Source organism: Amycolatopsis thermoflava N1165 (assembly GCF_000473265.1).
In the GTDB taxonomy this organism is placed as follows: domain Bacteria; phylum Actinomycetota; class Actinomycetes; order Mycobacteriales; family Pseudonocardiaceae; genus Amycolatopsis_E; species Amycolatopsis_E thermoflava.
The window spans coordinates 4,480,935-4,496,022 of record NZ_KI421511.1 but is presented as its reverse complement, the minus strand read 5'-3'; the positions used below and the strand labels follow the sequence as shown (position 1 = coordinate 4,496,022).

The window sequence follows — 15,088 nt, the reverse complement described above, 5'->3', positions numbered from 1 at the left end:
TCCTGTGCGCTTTACTGTGCCGGAACGGGGCCTAGCGGATCTGAACGGTCCGCGCTGACATGCAGGAGTTATGTTTTCGCAGGTCAGCGCGGTAGTGCAGAGTGATCAGTTGCCGGAGACGCTAAACGGCCCTCGAGCTCCCTGACCGCGTGGTCAAGGTGGCTGGCTTGGACTGCTCGCACCTCAGGTGGTGACTCAGCAGCATGCTGCCAGGGGCGCATTTCAGGTCCATGTAACCCGCCCAGGCGCTTTCCCCGCGCTGAGCGGAAATGGTCCCGATGGTCATGCTGGTAAGACGAGACTCGCGTGCGCCTTCCCGCGCGAGTGAGGACCGGCCCGGACGATGTGGTCCGAGCGCGACCGAAATCAGTCCGTACGGTCGGCCCAGCTTCACCAGGTTTCCCTGGGGCAAAACTGGGGCACTGGGACAGTCGTAAGGACGATCAACAGCATCGAACGGCTCTGAACTGGCCCAAACTGCCTCAGCTGACCAGCGGATTCTCTAAAGATGCAGGTCAGAAGGGGTAGCGCACCACACTGGCAGTGTGGGGGTCAGGGGTTCGAGTCCCCTTAGCTCCACTCGATCGAAGGCGCATTCCGTTCGACGGAATGCGCCTTCGCTGTGTTCAATCCTCGTAATTCCTTCTGGGGCGCAGCCCTCAGACCCCGCTCGGGGCGGTTCCCGGACCCCCATCGGTGTTTTTCCGTGTTCGAGCAAGGTTCCTTGAGATCGCCCGATCTGCTCACGGTGGCAGGCCGGGCGATTGTTGTTTGGTGACCCGTTGTGGATCAGGGTCAGCTCTCGGTCCGAGCCAGTCCCGATGGGACGGCCGTGATGAGAGCGCGCAGATCTTCGAACGCGCGCTGCAGGCACACGGCCAGACGCTGGGCGGGGTCGTCGATCCAGGCTTGGACCGCGTGCTGGTAGGCGGCCCAGCCGGTGCGGGCGGTCAGGTCGGCCAGCCCGTTGCCGAGACCGCGCTGCCGCAACGCCTCCGCCACTGCGTCCGTCAGCCACGCGTGCTTGGCCAGCTCACGTTCGCGCAGGGCCGGCGTCACCGCGATGATCTTCCACCGCGGCTCGGCGAACGCGCGGTTGTTCTCCAGGTTCCGCGCGGATTCGCGGAAGGCGTGCAGCAGTACCTCGAACGGCTCCAGCCCCTCAGGCGCCTCGGCCACTGCTCGCTGCAGCGTGGCTCGCAGGTCTGCTTCGCCGTCGAAGAGCACCTCGCGCTTGTCCGGGAAGTGCCGGAAGAAGGTGCGCTCGTTGACCCCGGCCCGGGCGGCGATCTGTGCCGCCGTGGTCTGGTCGAACCCGCGTTCCCGGTACAGCTCCAAGGCGGCCTGTCGCAGGCGGCGACGGGCTTCTGCTCCACTCCGTGGCACCTTGCGAGGCTACCCCATTACGTCAGTGACTGGCGTCACGTTGCGTCAGTGACTGGCGCTACGCGTAACGTAGTGCCAGTCACTGACGTTACCTGGGGAGTTTTGATGCATGTCTTCGTCACCGGTGGCACCGGGCAGACCGGTCCCGCCGTCGTCGCCGAGCTCGTCGCGGCCGGCCACACCGTCACCGGCTTGGCGCGCTCGGCCGCCGCCGCTGCCCGGTTGGAGTCGCTGGGCGCCGCACCATATCGCGGCAGCCTGGACGACTTGGACAGCCTGCGAAGCGGCGCGGAAGCTGCCGACGGCGTCCTGCACATGGCCTATGGCGGGGACTACGCCGATCCGGACGGCCTGATCCGCCGCGACTGCGCGGCGATCGAAGCGCTCGGTCAGGCACTGGCCGGGTCCGGCAAACCGTTCGTCAGCACGTCGGGCACGTTGGTGACCAAGGCCGGCCGGGTCAGCACCGAGCAGGACGCGCCGGATCCCGATTCCGTTGCCGCCTTTCGCATTCCGGGTGAGCAGGCCTGTCTGCGTTTCGCCGATCGCGGGGTCCGAGCCAGCGTCGTGCGACTCGCGCCGACCGTCCACGGACCAGGTGACTACGGGTTCATCCCGGCGCTCATCGCGGCCGCCCGCAGGTCTGGCGCCTCCGCCTACATCGGCGACGGCGCCAACCGCTGGCCGGCCATCCACCGCGCCGACGCCGCCCGCCTCTTCCGGTTGGCGCTGGAGAAGGCTCCCGCCGGCAGCGTGCTGCACGGCGCCGGCGAAGGCGCCGTCACGATCAAGAGCATCGCGGAGGAGATCGCGCAGGTCCTCGGCATCCCCACCGCCTCACTGACCCTCGACCAGGCCGCCGAGCATCTCGGGAACCCGTTCCTGGCCACGTTCTTTTCCCTCGACGTGCCGGTCTCCAGCCGGCACACCCAGGCGATGCTGGGCTGGGCGCCGACGCACGCGACCTTGCTGGAGGACCTCAAGACCGGCGACTACTTCGATCCCGAAGCCAGCAAGCGCGCGGAGGAGATCTGGTTGCCCCACTCGCGACACGCCCGCGAGGTGCGGCCGGTCGACTGGCCGAGGTGAGTGGTCGCTGAAAAAGGACACAACCTGACCGCTTCCCCTGGGATCATGCCGCGGTGACCACTTTGGACAGCAGAGCCCTCAACCGGGCGACGTTGGCTCGTCAGTTGCTCCTCGAGCGGGCCGACCTGCCCGTCGTGGACGCGGTGTCGCACTTGTGCGGCTTGCAGGCCCAGGAGCCGCAGGAACCGTTCGTCGGGTTGTGGTCGCGGCTTCGCGGCTTCCGGCCGGTCGCCCTCGACGAGCTGCTGACCGGCAGGCGCGTCGTGCGCACGCACCTCATGCGCCGCACCATTCACCTCGTCACGGCGGCCGACGTCCGGGCCTGGCGGAGCCGCCACGACGCGATGCTGCGCCAGCGGGTGTTCGGCGTCTACCGCCGCGAGTTGGACGGCGTGGACCCCGGCGAAGTGGCCGCGGCCGCACAGGCGGAGCTGGCCCGTGACGAGCCGCGCACGATGGCCGAGATCGGGCGGGCGCTCGCCGGGCGCTGGCCGTCCGCGGGGCCACGGCCGCTGGGTGAACTCGCGATCGCCGCCCTCGTGCCGACGGTGCAGATACCACCCCGGGGGTTGTGGCGCGTCAAGGCCGGCGTCCGCAACGTCCGGCTGTCCTCCTGGCTGGGACGCGACGTCGACCCGCTTCCCGAGGACGGCGCGGACCCCGTCGGACAGGCGCTCGCGCGCCGCTACCTGGCCGCCTTCGGCCCGGCCACCGTGGCCGACCTGCGGGCGTGGAGCGGCCTCGCCGGCCTGCCCACCGCGGTGGCCGCCATCCGCGACGAACTGGTCGCCTTCCGCGACGAACACGGCCGCGAACTCCTCGACCTGCCCGGCGCGCCGCGCCCCGACCCCGGCACGCCCGCCCCGGTCCGGTTCCTGCCCGCGTTCGACAACGCGATCCTCGGCTACCAGGACCGCAGCCGGATCATCGACGACGTCCACCGCAACCTGTCGGTGGCCGGCGAGCGCGTCGTACTGGTCGACGGCCGGGTCGCCGCCACCTGGACCGTCGAAGCGGACACCGTGACCGTCACGCCGCTGCGCCGTTTCACCCGCGCCGAGCGGACCGGGGTCGACGAGGAGGCCCGGCACCTCACCGCGTTCCTCACCGACGCAGTCCGAACTCGCTGACCGGCCCGCGTCATGTCGGCGACCCTTGCCCGGTCTGAGTGGTGCGGGGGGCCGCGAAGCTCGCCGGCGGACGCCGTCCGGCTCTGGGGTCGAAGGGGGTGGGACGGGTGGTGTTCCCGGCGAGCGTGCGCGGTTCCGGCTCAGAGCAGGCCGAGCTCGTAGGTGCGCATGATCGCCTCGTCGCGGTTGGAGGCCCCCAGCTTCCGGTAGACGCTCTGCAACTGGGAGCGGACCGTCGCCACGGAGACGACGAGGCTGCGGGCGATCTCCTGCGGCGAGTGGCCCTGCGTCAGCTCGGTCAGGACCTTGTGCTCGCGGTTGGTCAGCGCCACCAGGTCGATCCGCTCCGGGAAGAGCGGCCGCGCACGGGCCAGGCGGGCGGCCGCGGACTCCGTCAATTCGACCTCGCCGAGGAGTTCCGCGCGTTCGGCCGCGGGCAGCGTCGCCAGGGACGCCACCTCGTCCGGCTCGCGGACCGCGGACAGGATCCGGACGGCGCCGCGGGCGGCTTCCCGGTCACCCATCCGGAGCGCGGCCACTGCGTGCACGAGCAGCAGCTGGGCCTTGTCGCGGCGCGGTGTGCCCGCGTCCCACACGCTGTGCGCGGCGATCGCCCTGGCCTGCCGGTGGTCGCCCGCCAGCAGGTGCAGCCGGGCCGACGGGATCGCCAGCCAGGCAGGCACCGCGGCCGTTTCGCGGCGGAGCATCCGCAGCGCGCGGTTGCCCTGTCCGGCGGCGATCAACAGGTCGGCCCTGGCGCGGTCCAGCACCTGCTGCGCGATGCCCGGCCCGGCGGTGGCGTGCCTGCTGATCCGGATCCGGTCGAGCTGGTCCAGCCCGTCCGCCGCATCACCGAAGTGCAGCGCCGCGGCGCCGGCCAAGGCCGCCACGAACGGCCACACCTCGATCGGCTTGGTGCCGTCGCCGGTCACCGCCAGTGCGGCCGCCACGCCGTCCCGGTCGTGCCGGTCGAGTGCGAGCCAGCCTTCGGCGATCGTCGCCCCGACGGTGCCGAGGAAGGCGACCGACGGCATCGGCGGCGGGTACGACCGCATCGTCCTGATCCACCGGGCGGCCGCCTCCTGCTGGCCCCGGTGCACGAACACCATGGCCAGGTTCGCCGCGGCGTTGATCCCGGCGAAGTGCGTGAGCGGCTCGGCCCGCGCCTGCTCGTGCGCCAGCTGGTAGAGGGCGGTGGCGCCGTCGAGGTCGCCGGCCAGCGATCGGGTCAGACCCCGTTGCAGCGCAAACCATCCCGGCCGCAGGGTGGACCGTTCCCGCGGCAGCGGGCGGAGTTCGTCCACCCGCCGCGCGAGCTCGTCGCCGAGCTCGTCCGCCTGGTCCAGGCTGCCCTGCGCCCGCAACTGGATGAGCTTCGCGGTGCCCAGCGCAATCAGCGTGGCAGGCGGGACGTCCGCGGTCAGGTTGAACTCGGCGGCCATCCGCGCACCCACTTCCATGTAGCGCCGGAGGAACGCGCGCAGTTCCGGGTCCGCGGGGCCGGCCAGCGCGTCGCCGTTGGTGAGCCAAGCGATGACCAGCCGTGGCCTGCCGTGCAGGACTTCGGGCGGGACCGACCCGAGCGCGGCGACGAGCATCGCGGCCAGATCAGCAGGCAACGCCAGCCAGTGCCGGTCACAGAGGTCCTCCAGCTCGTCCCAGTCCTGCGCGCCGACGATCCGGCGCAGTTCGGCGGGGAACTCGTCGAGCGAGCTGCGGTCGTGCACTTTCTGGATAGTAATCACCGCGGGAATCGACATTGCTGGAAGCGCTTACTGCTACTGACAGTGTCCCAGTGGTTCACCCGCCCGGAACACTCAAGATCAACTAATCTGGTGTCACCCGTCGGAATACACACAGGAGTTGGTGGATGCCCACGGCCGCCCTCGTCGCGATGTACGTCGGGGAGGATCCGGCTCGCGTGCGCGCGCTGCGGTCGGCCCAGCCGGGAGGTCCGGCGCCCCGGTGGGAGATCGCGGGCCCGGGCGTCGCGGGTCTCCGCGCGGTGCGTCAGTCCGATCCGGACATCGTGATCGTCGACGGCGACGTGGCCGACCACCCCTTGTTGTGCCGCGACGTCCGCGCGGCGGCGCCGTCCGCGGTCGTGCTGCTGCTGGCCGAGGACACCCCGCCGCCGCCCGGCGTGGACGGTGTCATCAGCTGGACGTTGCTCCGCAACGGCCTGCCGGGCAACGTCTTCGGCGCGCTCGCCGAGGTTGCTGCGGTAACCAGGGCGCCCGGAGACCGGGTGACCGGCCTGACGGCGCAGGAGATCGCGGTCCTGGAATGCGCGGCGCACGGGATGACGGCGGACGAGACCGCGCCCGAACTCGGTCTCACTCCGGGCGCCGTCCGCTCCGCCCTGCGCACGGCGAAGACGAAGTTGCGCGCGTCGTCGCGGGCGCACGCGGTGGCGGTCGCGATCCGGGCCGGTCTCTTCCCGGCCTGATCCGCAGCCCCGCGTCAGGTTCGGCCGGGCCGGCCGGTCTGTTCGGTGTGGTCAGGATGACGCTGCTGGTCGTGGTGTGGCTGACGGCCGCCCTCGGGGCCGCGCCGGCACTGGCCGCACCGCACCGCGACACGGACGACGCGTACCAGGAACTCCGGCGGGCCCAGGACGAACTCGCCGCCGTGCAGGTCGAAGTGAGCGGCAAGGAAGCCGAACTCGCGGCGGCTGAGCGGAACCTGTCGGCCGCGTGGGCCGGCAGCGGGTCCACCGGCGAGGCCTTGCGCGCGGCGCGGTCCGCTGCGGCGGAGGCCCGGTCGCGCGTGTCCGGTTTCTACTCCGGGGTCTCCGCGGAGTTCCGCCGTGGCCGGGAGTTCGCGGTGCTGGACAACCGCGCCCCGCTGGACTACCGGGCCGCCCTGCCCCTGCTGGATTTCGTCGCCGCCGACCAGTTCGCCGCGGTGCGGGCGGCCGACGAATCCCTTCGCCAGGCCGAATCCGCGGTCATCGCGTCCGCGGATGCCCTGGCACAGGCCGAGGTCGCCCGCACCGCGGCGGCCGATGCGCTCGCCGCCGCCGGAGCACGGCGGGATGCCGCCCTTCGTGGCGTCCAGGACGCACAGCGCCGGATGGACGCGCTGCCGCCGGTCGCCGAGGGCGATGCCGGGAACGTGGTGCGGTTCGCGTTGGCACAGCTCGGCAAACCGTACGTGTGGGGCGCCCAGGGACCCGGCAGTTACGACTGTTCGGGTCTCGTGGTGGCCGCGTTCCGGTCCGCCGGCCTGACCGTGCCGCGCACGAGCGCGGCGCAGGCGGGGGTGGGTGTTCCCGTGCCTCGGGACCAGGTGCGCCCCGGCGATCTCGTCTTCTACTACCAGCCCGTCAGCCACGTCGCCGTCGCGATCGACGGATCGCGTGCGGTGCACGCGTCCCGTCCCGGTGAGCCGGTCCGGATCGCGGAGATCGACGCGATCGGCCCGGTCACCGGGATCCACCGGCTGCTGCGCTGACAACCGCAACCAAGAGGAGGAACAACCTTGTCCACGACTTCCGCCGTCCACGGCAGAGCCGGCATCCGCGTCGCGGTGGCCGACTCGCTCCCGCTGTTCCGCGAGGGGCTCTTCGCGCTGGTCCGGCGCAGCACCACGATGCGGTGGGCCGGGCACGCGGGCACCGCGCCGGACCTGCTCCGCCTGGTCGAGCACGCGCACCCCGACGTCGTCCTCCTCGGGGCGGGCGTGAACCGCCAGCCGCAGCTCATCCCGTTGCTGACCAGGGTGCGGAACGCGGTCGCGGTGGTGGTGCTGCTGGAGCCCGGCCAGCTGAACCGCGCCCACCTCGGCGAGTTGCTGCGCGCCGGGGCGCGCGGGGTGGTCGCGCGCGCCGCCGACCCGTTGCGCATCACCGAGGCGATCACCGCCGCGACCCGGCAGATCCACGTCGACGGGCAACTGCGGGGACTGTTACTGCCGCGGGAGGTCGCGGGCGAGGAACCCCTCCCGGTCACGCCGCGGCCCGCCCTGAGCGGGCGCGAGTACCAGGTGCTGCAGCTCATCGCCGAAGGGCTCAGCACCACCCAGATCGCGGCGAGCCTGCTGCTTTCGGTGGAGACGATCCGGACCCACGTCCGCGGCGTGCTGCGCAAGCTCGCCGCGCGGGACCGCACCCACGCCGTCGCCCTCGCGTTCCGGGCGGGGTTGCTGGTCGTGCCCGGGCAGCCCGACGCCGAGCGGCGGCAGGCGTCCTGACGCCCTCAGGCGTGCAGGACCCCGAGGTTGAAGTTGGTGTGCCCGAGGGACCTGCTCAGCCGCTGCCGCAGCGGGAACAGCATCTCCATCGACCGCGCCCCGGTGATGTCGCCGAGGTCGACGATCGCGTCCGCGGGCCAGCCGAACTCGCGCAGCAAGCCGGTCACCATCGTCTTGGCCTGCCTGCTGTCGCCGGCGAGGAACGCGACGTGCCCGCCGGGCACGCGCTTGGGGTTCACCATCACCGACGGGCTCACCGTGTTCAGCGCCTTGACCACCCTGGTGTGCGGGAACAACGCCTGGATCTCCTCGCCGAGGCTGCGCTCGCCGGTGCGCAGCAATGGCGGGTCCGCCGCCGGGTCGCTGACCGGGTTCGCGACGTCGACCAGCACCTTGCCGGCGAGTTCGGCCTCGCCGGCCGCGCGCAGGGCGTCCACAGTGGCCGTTCCGGCGGTGGCGTTGACCACGATCGACGCTGACCGTGCCGCTGCCGCGTAGGTGCCGGCGCGTGCCAGCTCGCCGGCCGCGCGGACCCACCGGCTGATGTGCGGCTGCCCGGGGTCGCGGCTCCCGATCATGACGCGGTGCCGGAGTTCCACCAGCCGCGCGGCCAGGGTGCGACCGACGATCCCGCTGCCCAGCACCGAAATCCGCACCGGGTTGGTCCTCCGTGGCCGTCGACGGGAATGCGCTTTCTCTTCCGGTATACCCCCGGCCCAGGAGTCCGGACAATGCGGAGGGTTGATGAAACGCGTGATGAAATCCGGCGGTCACGAATCGCGGGACGCGAGGAGTTCGTATTGCCGCCGCAGCGCCGTCCGCGCCCGCCACAGTAGCGAGCACGCGGCGGCGGGCGCGATGCCGAGGTCGGCGGCCACGTCCTGCGGGCGGTGTCCGAGCACCTCCACCATCCGGAGGACCCGGCGCCAGCGGGCGGGCAGGGCCGCGAACGCCTCCGCCAGGTTCCGGTCGCCCTCCAGTTGCTCGTCCAGGGACGGAGTCCTCGGCTCGACGATGACCGGGGAGAGGCCGGCCGCGACGGCGCGCCCGTTCCGCGCGCCGAGGTCGATGGCCAGGCGGCGGACCGTGGTCCGCAGGTAGGCGGGGAAGTTGGTGGCCGGGCCGCCGCCGCCCTCCAGCGCCAGCATCGTCCGCACCAGCGCGTCGGCGGTCAGGTCCTGCGCGTCCGCCGGGCAGCGGGCTACCGAGGACGCGTATCTCAGCGCCGCGGCCTGGTGTCTGCGAACCAGGACCGCGAACGCTTCGCGATCACCCCCACGAGCCTCCCCGAGCAGATCGTCGTCCGACATGCCGGCCAGCTCCCGCGTCGCGGTGTCACCCATCAGCCCCTCCTCCATGCACTTCCAGGTGAAGAATGCAACTACAGGTTTGGCGAACCGATTGGGTGAACTCGGACTACTGAGAGCGGATCATTTCGCGTTCTGTGCGCTCAACGGGTGATTGACGGGTTTTACGGATAACAGCTGTGCTGGGCGGGCCGATACGGCACGACCGCATCCGGAGCCTTATCACGAAACGGTAACGCTACTCCATTTTTGCGCGCGGAACCGCGGTTCGTTGCTCAGATGAGCGGTTCGTCCACGAAGGACGGGAAGAGGTCGAGCAGCCATTCGGCCTGTCGAGCGGGATCAGCGCCCCGCGGCCACCCGGCGATCGACACCGTGAGGCTCGGCGCCCCCGGCAGGTCGCGCAGGAGTTCGCCGAGCTGCTCGGCCCGCTCCGGGCTCGTCACCAGCACCGCGATCTCGCACGGGCCGACCGATCCGGCGGATTCGCGCGGGCCCAGGTGCGGCCGGAGGTGGTCGGCGATCGTCGTCCGCGCCGACATCGTGGACCAGGGCGCCGCCGCCGGTTCCCACCGCGCCACCACGACGTGCGGGTCCACGTCGGCGTAGCCGGGGGAGGTCAGGTCGTGCACGAAGGCGGAGCGGGTTCGCAGCCCCGTCACGGGATCGGTGGCGTGCGCGAGGAGGGCGTCGCGGGCGACGATCTCCCGTAACGCGCGGGCGGCGGCGGCCACCAGGTCCGCGGGGGCGGGCCCCAGGGCGGCCCCGGGCAGGCACGAGGCGAGTGCGTCCACGTCGCGTTCGAAGTCGCCGTCCGTGGCGGCCGAGCCGAGGCGCTGGTCGGCCAGGTCGCGGAGCGCGGGGAGCAGGCCGCTGCCGGTCAGGCACGCCTCGACGACGGCGGGCGCCGCGTCGGTTTCCCAGGTGAGGTCTGCGGGCCAGCCGAGTTCGTATGAGCGCGCCCGCCAAGTGGTCAGCAGCGTCGTCACCGCCGCGGACACCGCGTCTCCCGCTGGTCGTGAGGTCCGTTCACGTTCGTTGTCGTCGTGACGGTGCGCCGGCGGGCTCTCCACTACCGAACCACCCCTCGCGCGATCCACCTCGAATCGCCCGTGATGCTACTCACGGTGTGCGTGGACTGTCGAGGTCAGGCCGGGACCGTGGTCAACGCTGGTTCCACGGGGAGCAGGCCGAGCGCGAGCGCCTCCTCCCGGCTGCCCGCCTGGAGCTTGCGGTACAGATCGGGCACCTCGGGCAGGCGGCAAGGTCACTGACCGAGTAGGTGACCGTCGTCGTGCCGGCGTGATTTCTGGCTTTCCCGACACGATCAGTTGATCAAGGTTTCGGGACGGCGCTGCGGACGATCATCATCGGGTGGGTGGGAACGACGCGTTGCGCGCCTTCTTCGCGCGGTGTCGTGAGTACGGCATCGACGTGCAGGAAGCCCGGCGTGCACTGGCCCGTGCCCGGACCGACGTGCGAGCCGGGCGGGTTCTCGAGGTCGACCCCTACAAGCTGGCGTGGCGGCGGCTGCGGCGCCGCAACACCTGACGGCCTCCGGTTGTGACCCGGGTCGCATCCGAACGTGTCGGTCCGTTCCGCGACATGGCGGCCGGGGCTGCGCCGTCTCCACACCGGAGGAACGAACCCGAGGGGGCACGGATGATCTGGCGCGGCAGGGTGCGGGTGACGAACGGGTCCGCTGTGCTGCGGTGCTACCGCCGCACCGTATGCGGGTGCGGGCGCAAGCAGCGCAGGCTGCAGGTGTTCGGCACGTCCCTGCACGACGAGACCGGTGCTGTCCGTTCGCCGCGCAGCCTTCGGCGCGCCCTGCGTGCCGCGGCACGGGCGTGGCAACCGGACCGGACCTGCGACGCGTGCGCCCGCCGGTCACGAGCCGGCGTTCCGGACCGGAGCAACGTGACCGTGCGCTGACTCGCCCGGCGGAACCGGGCGCGATGCCGGCGCGTCCAGGTGAGGACAGCCCACCCGCGGAAGGATTTCCATGGCTCAGCCGTATCCCGCCCCACCGCAGCGTCGCCGATGGCCGCTCGTCGTGACCGCCCTCGTGGTGGGGCTCGTGGTCGGCGCGGGAATCGTCGGGCTGGTCTGGATCGGGTCCGGGCCGGGCGCCGCCGCGGCCGACGCCGACGCTGCCTGCGCGGCAGTGGCGCGCACCACGTCGCTCGAGCCCGACACCCAGTACGCCGGCTTCCAGCGCTGGGGCGCGGCGTCGCAGCTCGCGGCCGCGGCGGCCGAGCAGGAGCCGCGCTACCAGGCCCTCGCCGACGCGTTGAAGGCGCCGCTCGAGATCGTCATGCGGACCTTCGAGGCGTCCGGACCGCAGTTCGACGCGGCGATGAACCGCGCCAGGTCGGCCTGCGACGACCTCTAGGACGTGGTCAGCGGGCGCCCGCCGGTGACCCGCAGCAGGTCCAGCTTGCCGTCGTCCGCGCTGCCCGCCGCCGTCGTGTAGGTGACCACCCGCAGGTCCGCGCCCGGCACCAGCAGCACGTCGCAGTCGAACAGGATGTCGCCGACCTCGGGGTGCGTGACCGTCTTGCGTTCGGACTCGTGCACGGCCGCCGTGGTCTGCCTGTCCCAGTACCGGGCGAAGAGGCGTGAGGTCCGGCGCAGCTCCCGCACCAGGCGGTCGAGCTGGGCGTCGGCCGGGTAGCGGGACACGGCGTCCTTCAGGTCGGCCACGAGCGACATCGCGAACGCCTCCGCGCCGCGCTCCGGCCGCACCGGCGGGGCGGCGCCGGTGAAGACCGCCCGCACCAGGTTACGGTCGGGCCCCGGATCGCCGAACAGGGCGGACCACGTCGCGTTCCACCAGACCAGCGTCCAGTCCGCGGCGAACACTCCGATCGGCACGTCGCCCAGGCGCGCGACGAGCCGCTGGACGCCCGGGGGCACGTGCGTGTTCACCGTCCCGTCCTGCGGCGGCAGGAGGCCGGCCGCGCGGTAGAGCTGGTCCCGTTCGGGCCGGGACAACTGCAGTGCCCGCGCCAGCGCGCCGACCACCTGCGCCGACGGGTTCTTCGCGCGGCCCTGCTCCAGGCGCAGCACGTAGTCCACCGACAGCCCGGCCAGCTGGGCGAGCTCCTCGCGGCGCAGGCCGGGAGCGCGGCGGCCGGTCGTGACGGGCAGGCCGGCGTCGGCCGGGGACAGGCGGTCGCGCCAGGCGCGCACCAGCCTGCCGAAACCGGAGTGGGGGACAGCCACGGGTCCATTCTGTCCGCTCCCAGCCGGATCAGCCTGGGTACTGCTGGTCCCTGGCTGATGTCCGCGCCGGGCGGGACGGTGGTCGCGTGAGCCACACGATCGTCATGACCGGCGCCAGCCGCGGCATCGGGCGCGTCGCCCTGGACGAGATCCGCCGGCGGGACCCCGATGCGCACGTGGTCGTCGTCGCGCGGACGGACCTCGGCGACGGCACGGTGACCGCGGACCTGAGTTCGCTGCGCAGCGTCCGGGACGCCGCCACCGCGATCCGCGACCGGCTGGACCGCGGCGACCTGCCGCCGCTGCGCGTGTTCGTGGGGAACGCGGGCATGCAGCACACGAACGCGCTCACGACGGGGCCGGACGGGTTCGAGTCGACCTTCACGGTCAACGTGCTCGCCAACCACGTGTTCGTCCGCGTGCTGCAGGACCGCTTCGCCACGTCGGGGCGGGTCGTGATCACCACGAGCGACACCCACTTCGGCGACTTCCGGCACAACCTGGGTCTCGTGCCCGGCCCGGTGTGGCGGTCCCCGGACGTGCTCGCGCGGCCCGGCGCCTTCCCGGATCCGTCGAGCGCGGCCGCCGGGCGCACCGCGTACTCGACGAGCAAACTGGCCACCATCCACCTGGTGCACGAGTACGCGCGCCGGCTGCCGCCCGGGGTCGCCGCCGTGGCGTACAACCCCGCGTTCGTGCCCGGCACCGGACTCACCCGCGACGCCGGTCCGGTCGTCCGGTTCGCGGTGCGCCGGATCCTGCCCGCGATGACCTGGACGCCGTGGGCGACCAGTCCCGCCGCCGCCGGCCGCTACCTCGCCGACGTCGTCCTCGGGACGATCGACGCACCGAGCGGGTCCTATGTGGACCGTGGTGCGGTGGTCCCGTCGTCCCCGGAGTCCTACGACCCGCGGCGCGAGCGGGAGCTCTGGGATGCGGCCGAGCGGCTCACCGCGGTCGGGGTGTAACCTATTTGACTGCTCGGAAAGCCTTGCGCCGCAAGCTAAACTGCGCGCATGGGAGTGAAGGCGAAGATCGGGACCGCCGGGGCGGCGCTGGTGGTCGCGGCGGGTGTGGCGTGGTCGCTGGGCCCCGGGCTGGACGGGCTGAGCGACGACGCGCCGGCGATCGCGCTCGGGATCGGCGCCCGGCCGCCCGCGGTCGCGCCGCCTGCCGAGACGCCCGCGGTCCCGTCCGCGCCGGAGGTCCCCCGGCCCGTGCCGGACCAGGTCGGTGGAGTCCTGCCGGTGAACCGGCCGGGCACGGCGGCTCCGCTGGTTCCGCTGCCGCCGATGCCGGGGCCCGCGGTGCCGGGCACGCCGGTGCCCGGGATGCCAGCGCCCGAAGTGCCGCCGGGTGCGCCGCAGCAGCCGGGGGAGCCGTCCGCGCCCGCGGAACCCACCTCCCCGACGCCCACCCCGTCCCCGGCGCCCCCACCCGACGCGACGCCGGCCCAGCCGGCGGGCGGCTGCGTGTCGGATACTCGGCTGGGTTCGCTGATCTGCGGGATCGCGGGCGCGCTCAGCTGATCGCTGTCCCGATCACCAGGCGGTAGCCGACGTCCAGCGAATCCCGGTCCAGGAGGTCGCGGTGCCGGCGCTGCCACGCGCCGGAGCCGAGGTCCTCGGCCAGTCTGCCCACCGCGGGGCGAACCACGTCCGCCGGCAGCGCCGCGACGCCGGACATGCCCGCCCGCACGTCGTCGTCCAGGTAACTGTGCGGGCGGCGCCAGTAGGCGGCCAGGAAACCGTCGGTGCAGTCCCACGGGACGGGGACCGGCTGGACCACCACCCGCCGGTCGGGGCCGCTCAGCCCGCGGACCACCGCGTCCAGGTTCGCCAGGCCCCGTTCCCGCTCGGCGATCTCCGGCAGGTACTCGCGGACGAGCCAGTACCGCGCCATCACCTCGACGTCCCACGTGAACACCACCTGCCGCCGGGACACGCGGCGCAGTTCGGCCAGCCCGGCCGCCGGGTCGCGCCAGTGGTGCACGGTCAGCACGGCGAGCGCGGCGTCGAACCGGTCGTCGACGCAGGGCAGATGCTCGGCGACCGCGCACACGGCCGGGGCCGAGCCGGGCGGTCGCTGGCGCAGCATCGTCGCCGACGGCTCGACCGCCAGCACGCCCCGGCCGTCCGGTTCGTACGATCCGGCGCCCGCGCCGACGTTCAGCACCGTCGCGGCCGCGCCGAGCGCGGCATGCACCTGGCGGGCGATCCGCGGATCCGGCTGCCGCACCGCGGAGTAGCCGCGGCCGAACGAGCGGTAGGGGTCGGCCATCCCGGCACCCTAGCTCGATGCGGTGATGAGCGCGTCGATCCGGGGGACGCGGGTATCGCCGAGCCATGCGTGCATCGGTGTTCCTCGCCGTACTGGCGATCGCGTTCGTGCCGGCCACCGCTGCGGCACAAGAGGTTTCCACGTTCGACGGCCGCGACTGCCCGCGGGACAGTCTGTGCCTGTACCGGGACCACGGCTTCACCGGCGGCGGTCTGGCCCTGCGACCGGGCGACCGGATCGGCGACCTGGCGACCTACGACCTCGCCGACCGGATCTCGTCCTGGACCAACGACACCGGCGTCACCTGCACCTGGTACGAGAGCCCCGACTTCTACGGCAGGGCGCACGAAATGCTCGACGGCTACCGCGTCGACCTGCCCGGCCCGGAGGACGACACCCCCTCGTCGGTCGCCTGCGGCTGACGCCCGGGTGAACAACTGTCGAACAGCTCGGGGAGAAGTGATCTTCCGGCTC

Annotated in this window: 17 protein-coding genes; 10 read left to right on the top strand and 7 right to left on the bottom strand. The window is 72.6% G+C overall.

What is annotated here, in order from left to right; genetic code table 11:
- Positions 1-795 precede the first annotated feature (795 nt).
- Positions 796-1,386, bottom strand: a complete 591-nt coding sequence (locus AMYTH_RS0122180; protein ID WP_027932169.1) for a TetR family transcriptional regulator — start codon at positions 1,384-1,386, stop codon at positions 796-798.
- 48 nt (positions 1,387-1,434) lie between these two features.
- On the opposite strand from AMYTH_RS0122180, the gene AMYTH_RS45420 reads away from it, so the two are divergent.
- Positions 1,435-2,475 carry an SDR family oxidoreductase gene (locus tag AMYTH_RS45420; RefSeq protein WP_410468319.1) on the top strand — a complete coding sequence of 347 codons (1,041 nt, stop codon included), beginning with the start codon at positions 1,435-1,437 and terminating at the stop codon, positions 2,473-2,475.
- A gap of 53 nt (positions 2,476-2,528) precedes the next feature.
- Positions 2,529-3,605 carry a winged helix DNA-binding domain-containing protein gene (locus AMYTH_RS0122170; protein ID WP_027932168.1) on the top strand — a complete coding sequence of 359 codons (1,077 nt, stop codon included), beginning with the start codon at positions 2,529-2,531 and terminating at the stop codon, positions 3,603-3,605.
- Positions 3,606-3,745: 140 nt separating this feature from the next.
- On the opposite strand, the gene AMYTH_RS0122165 is transcribed toward AMYTH_RS0122170, so the two are convergent.
- Positions 3,746-5,332: a LuxR C-terminal-related transcriptional regulator gene (locus AMYTH_RS0122165; RefSeq protein WP_051362775.1), complete on the bottom strand. Its 1,587-nt coding sequence runs from the start codon at positions 5,330-5,332 to the stop codon at positions 3,746-3,748.
- A gap of 143 nt (positions 5,333-5,475) precedes the next feature.
- Here AMYTH_RS0122165 and AMYTH_RS0122160 point away from each other — a divergent pair, with 143 nt between their 5' ends.
- From AMYTH_RS0122160 to AMYTH_RS45410, 3 genes are read left to right on the top strand one after another with little or no spacing between them, the layout of a single operon-like run.
- Positions 5,476-6,054, top strand: coding sequence for a response regulator transcription factor (locus AMYTH_RS0122160; RefSeq protein ID WP_027932166.1), 579 nt, complete (start codon positions 5,476-5,478; stop codon positions 6,052-6,054).
- 56 nt (positions 6,055-6,110) lie between these two features.
- Positions 6,111-7,061: a C40 family peptidase gene (locus tag AMYTH_RS47120; RefSeq protein WP_051362774.1), complete on the top strand. Its 951-nt coding sequence runs from the start codon at positions 6,111-6,113 to the stop codon at positions 7,059-7,061.
- Between the two features lie 27 nt (positions 7,062-7,088).
- Positions 7,089-7,799, top strand: coding sequence for a response regulator transcription factor (locus AMYTH_RS45410; protein WP_051362773.1), 711 nt, complete (start codon positions 7,089-7,091; stop codon positions 7,797-7,799).
- Positions 7,800-7,804: 5 nt separating this feature from the next.
- Here the strand turns inward: AMYTH_RS45410 and AMYTH_RS0122145 are convergent, their stop codons facing one another.
- The 3 genes from AMYTH_RS0122145 to AMYTH_RS0122135 form a co-directional block, all read right to left on the bottom strand.
- Positions 7,805-8,455: an NADPH-dependent F420 reductase gene (locus AMYTH_RS0122145; protein ID WP_027932165.1), complete on the bottom strand. Its 651-nt coding sequence runs from the start codon at positions 8,453-8,455 to the stop codon at positions 7,805-7,807.
- Positions 8,456-8,569: 114 nt separating this feature from the next.
- Positions 8,570-9,142: an RNA polymerase sigma factor gene (locus tag AMYTH_RS45405; RefSeq protein WP_051362772.1), complete on the bottom strand. Its 573-nt coding sequence runs from the start codon at positions 9,140-9,142 to the stop codon at positions 8,570-8,572.
- Positions 9,143-9,381: 239 nt separating this feature from the next.
- Complete coding sequence (locus AMYTH_RS0122135) at positions 9,382-10,107, bottom strand: hypothetical protein (RefSeq protein WP_027932164.1); 726 nt, start codon at positions 10,105-10,107, stop codon at positions 9,382-9,384.
- 373 nt (positions 10,108-10,480) lie between these two features.
- Between AMYTH_RS0122135 and AMYTH_RS48965 the strand changes: the two genes are divergently transcribed.
- A complete protein-coding gene (locus AMYTH_RS48965) occupies positions 10,481-10,657 on the top strand; it encodes a hypothetical protein (protein ID WP_157360637.1) in 177 nt (58 codons plus the stop codon).
- A 454-nt stretch (positions 10,658-11,111) separates the two neighbouring features.
- Positions 11,112-11,501 carry a hypothetical protein gene (locus AMYTH_RS0122115; protein ID WP_027932162.1) on the top strand — a complete coding sequence of 130 codons (390 nt, stop codon included), beginning with the start codon at positions 11,112-11,114 and terminating at the stop codon, positions 11,499-11,501.
- Here the strand turns inward: AMYTH_RS0122115 and AMYTH_RS0122110 are convergent.
- Positions 11,498-12,334: a helix-turn-helix transcriptional regulator gene (locus AMYTH_RS0122110; protein WP_027932161.1), complete on the bottom strand. Its 837-nt coding sequence runs from the start codon at positions 12,332-12,334 to the stop codon at positions 11,498-11,500. The two genes, AMYTH_RS0122115 and AMYTH_RS0122110, sit on opposite strands and share 4 nt — an antisense overlap.
- Positions 12,335-12,420: 86 nt before the next feature.
- Here AMYTH_RS0122110 and AMYTH_RS0122105 point away from each other — a divergent pair, with 86 nt between their 5' ends.
- The gene (locus tag AMYTH_RS0122105; protein ID WP_027932160.1) at positions 12,421-13,302 is read left to right on the top strand and encodes an SDR family NAD(P)-dependent oxidoreductase; all 882 of its coding nucleotides are present in this window, start codon (positions 12,421-12,423) and stop codon (positions 13,300-13,302) included.
- A gap of 48 nt (positions 13,303-13,350) precedes the next feature.
- Entirely contained in the window at positions 13,351-13,863 is a 513-nt protein-coding gene (locus tag AMYTH_RS0122100; RefSeq protein WP_027932159.1) for a hypothetical protein, read from the top strand.
- Here AMYTH_RS0122100 and AMYTH_RS0122095 read toward each other — a convergent pair.
- Entirely contained in the window at positions 13,856-14,614 is a 759-nt protein-coding gene (locus AMYTH_RS0122095) for a class I SAM-dependent methyltransferase (protein ID WP_027932158.1), read from the bottom strand. The genes AMYTH_RS0122100 and AMYTH_RS0122095 overlap by 8 nt on opposite strands.
- A gap of 65 nt (positions 14,615-14,679) precedes the next feature.
- Here AMYTH_RS0122095 and AMYTH_RS0122090 point away from each other — a divergent pair, with 65 nt between their 5' ends.
- A complete protein-coding gene (locus AMYTH_RS0122090; RefSeq protein WP_027932157.1) occupies positions 14,680-15,036 on the top strand; it encodes a peptidase inhibitor family I36 protein in 357 nt (118 codons plus the stop codon).
- Positions 15,037-15,088: the final 52 nt, after the last annotated feature.

Coding starts and splice junctions, on each gene's coding strand:
- AMYTH_RS0122095 (WP_027932158.1), bottom strand. CDS start 14,614: ATGGCCGACCCCTACCGCTCGTTCGGCCGCGGCTACTCCGCGGTGCGG.
- AMYTH_RS45405 (WP_051362772.1), bottom strand. CDS start 9,142: ATGGGTGACACCGCGACGCGGGAGCTGGCCGGCATGTCGGACGACGAT.
- AMYTH_RS0122115 (WP_027932162.1), top strand. CDS start 11,112: ATGGCTCAGCCGTATCCCGCCCCACCGCAGCGTCGCCGATGGCCGCTC.
- AMYTH_RS0122160 (WP_027932166.1), top strand. CDS start 5,476: ATGCCCACGGCCGCCCTCGTCGCGATGTACGTCGGGGAGGATCCGGCT.
- AMYTH_RS0122090 (WP_027932157.1), top strand. CDS start 14,680: ATGCGTGCATCGGTGTTCCTCGCCGTACTGGCGATCGCGTTCGTGCCG.
- AMYTH_RS47120 (WP_051362774.1), top strand. CDS start 6,111: ATGACGCTGCTGGTCGTGGTGTGGCTGACGGCCGCCCTCGGGGCCGCG.
- AMYTH_RS0122100 (WP_027932159.1), top strand. CDS start 13,351: ATGGGAGTGAAGGCGAAGATCGGGACCGCCGGGGCGGCGCTGGTGGTC.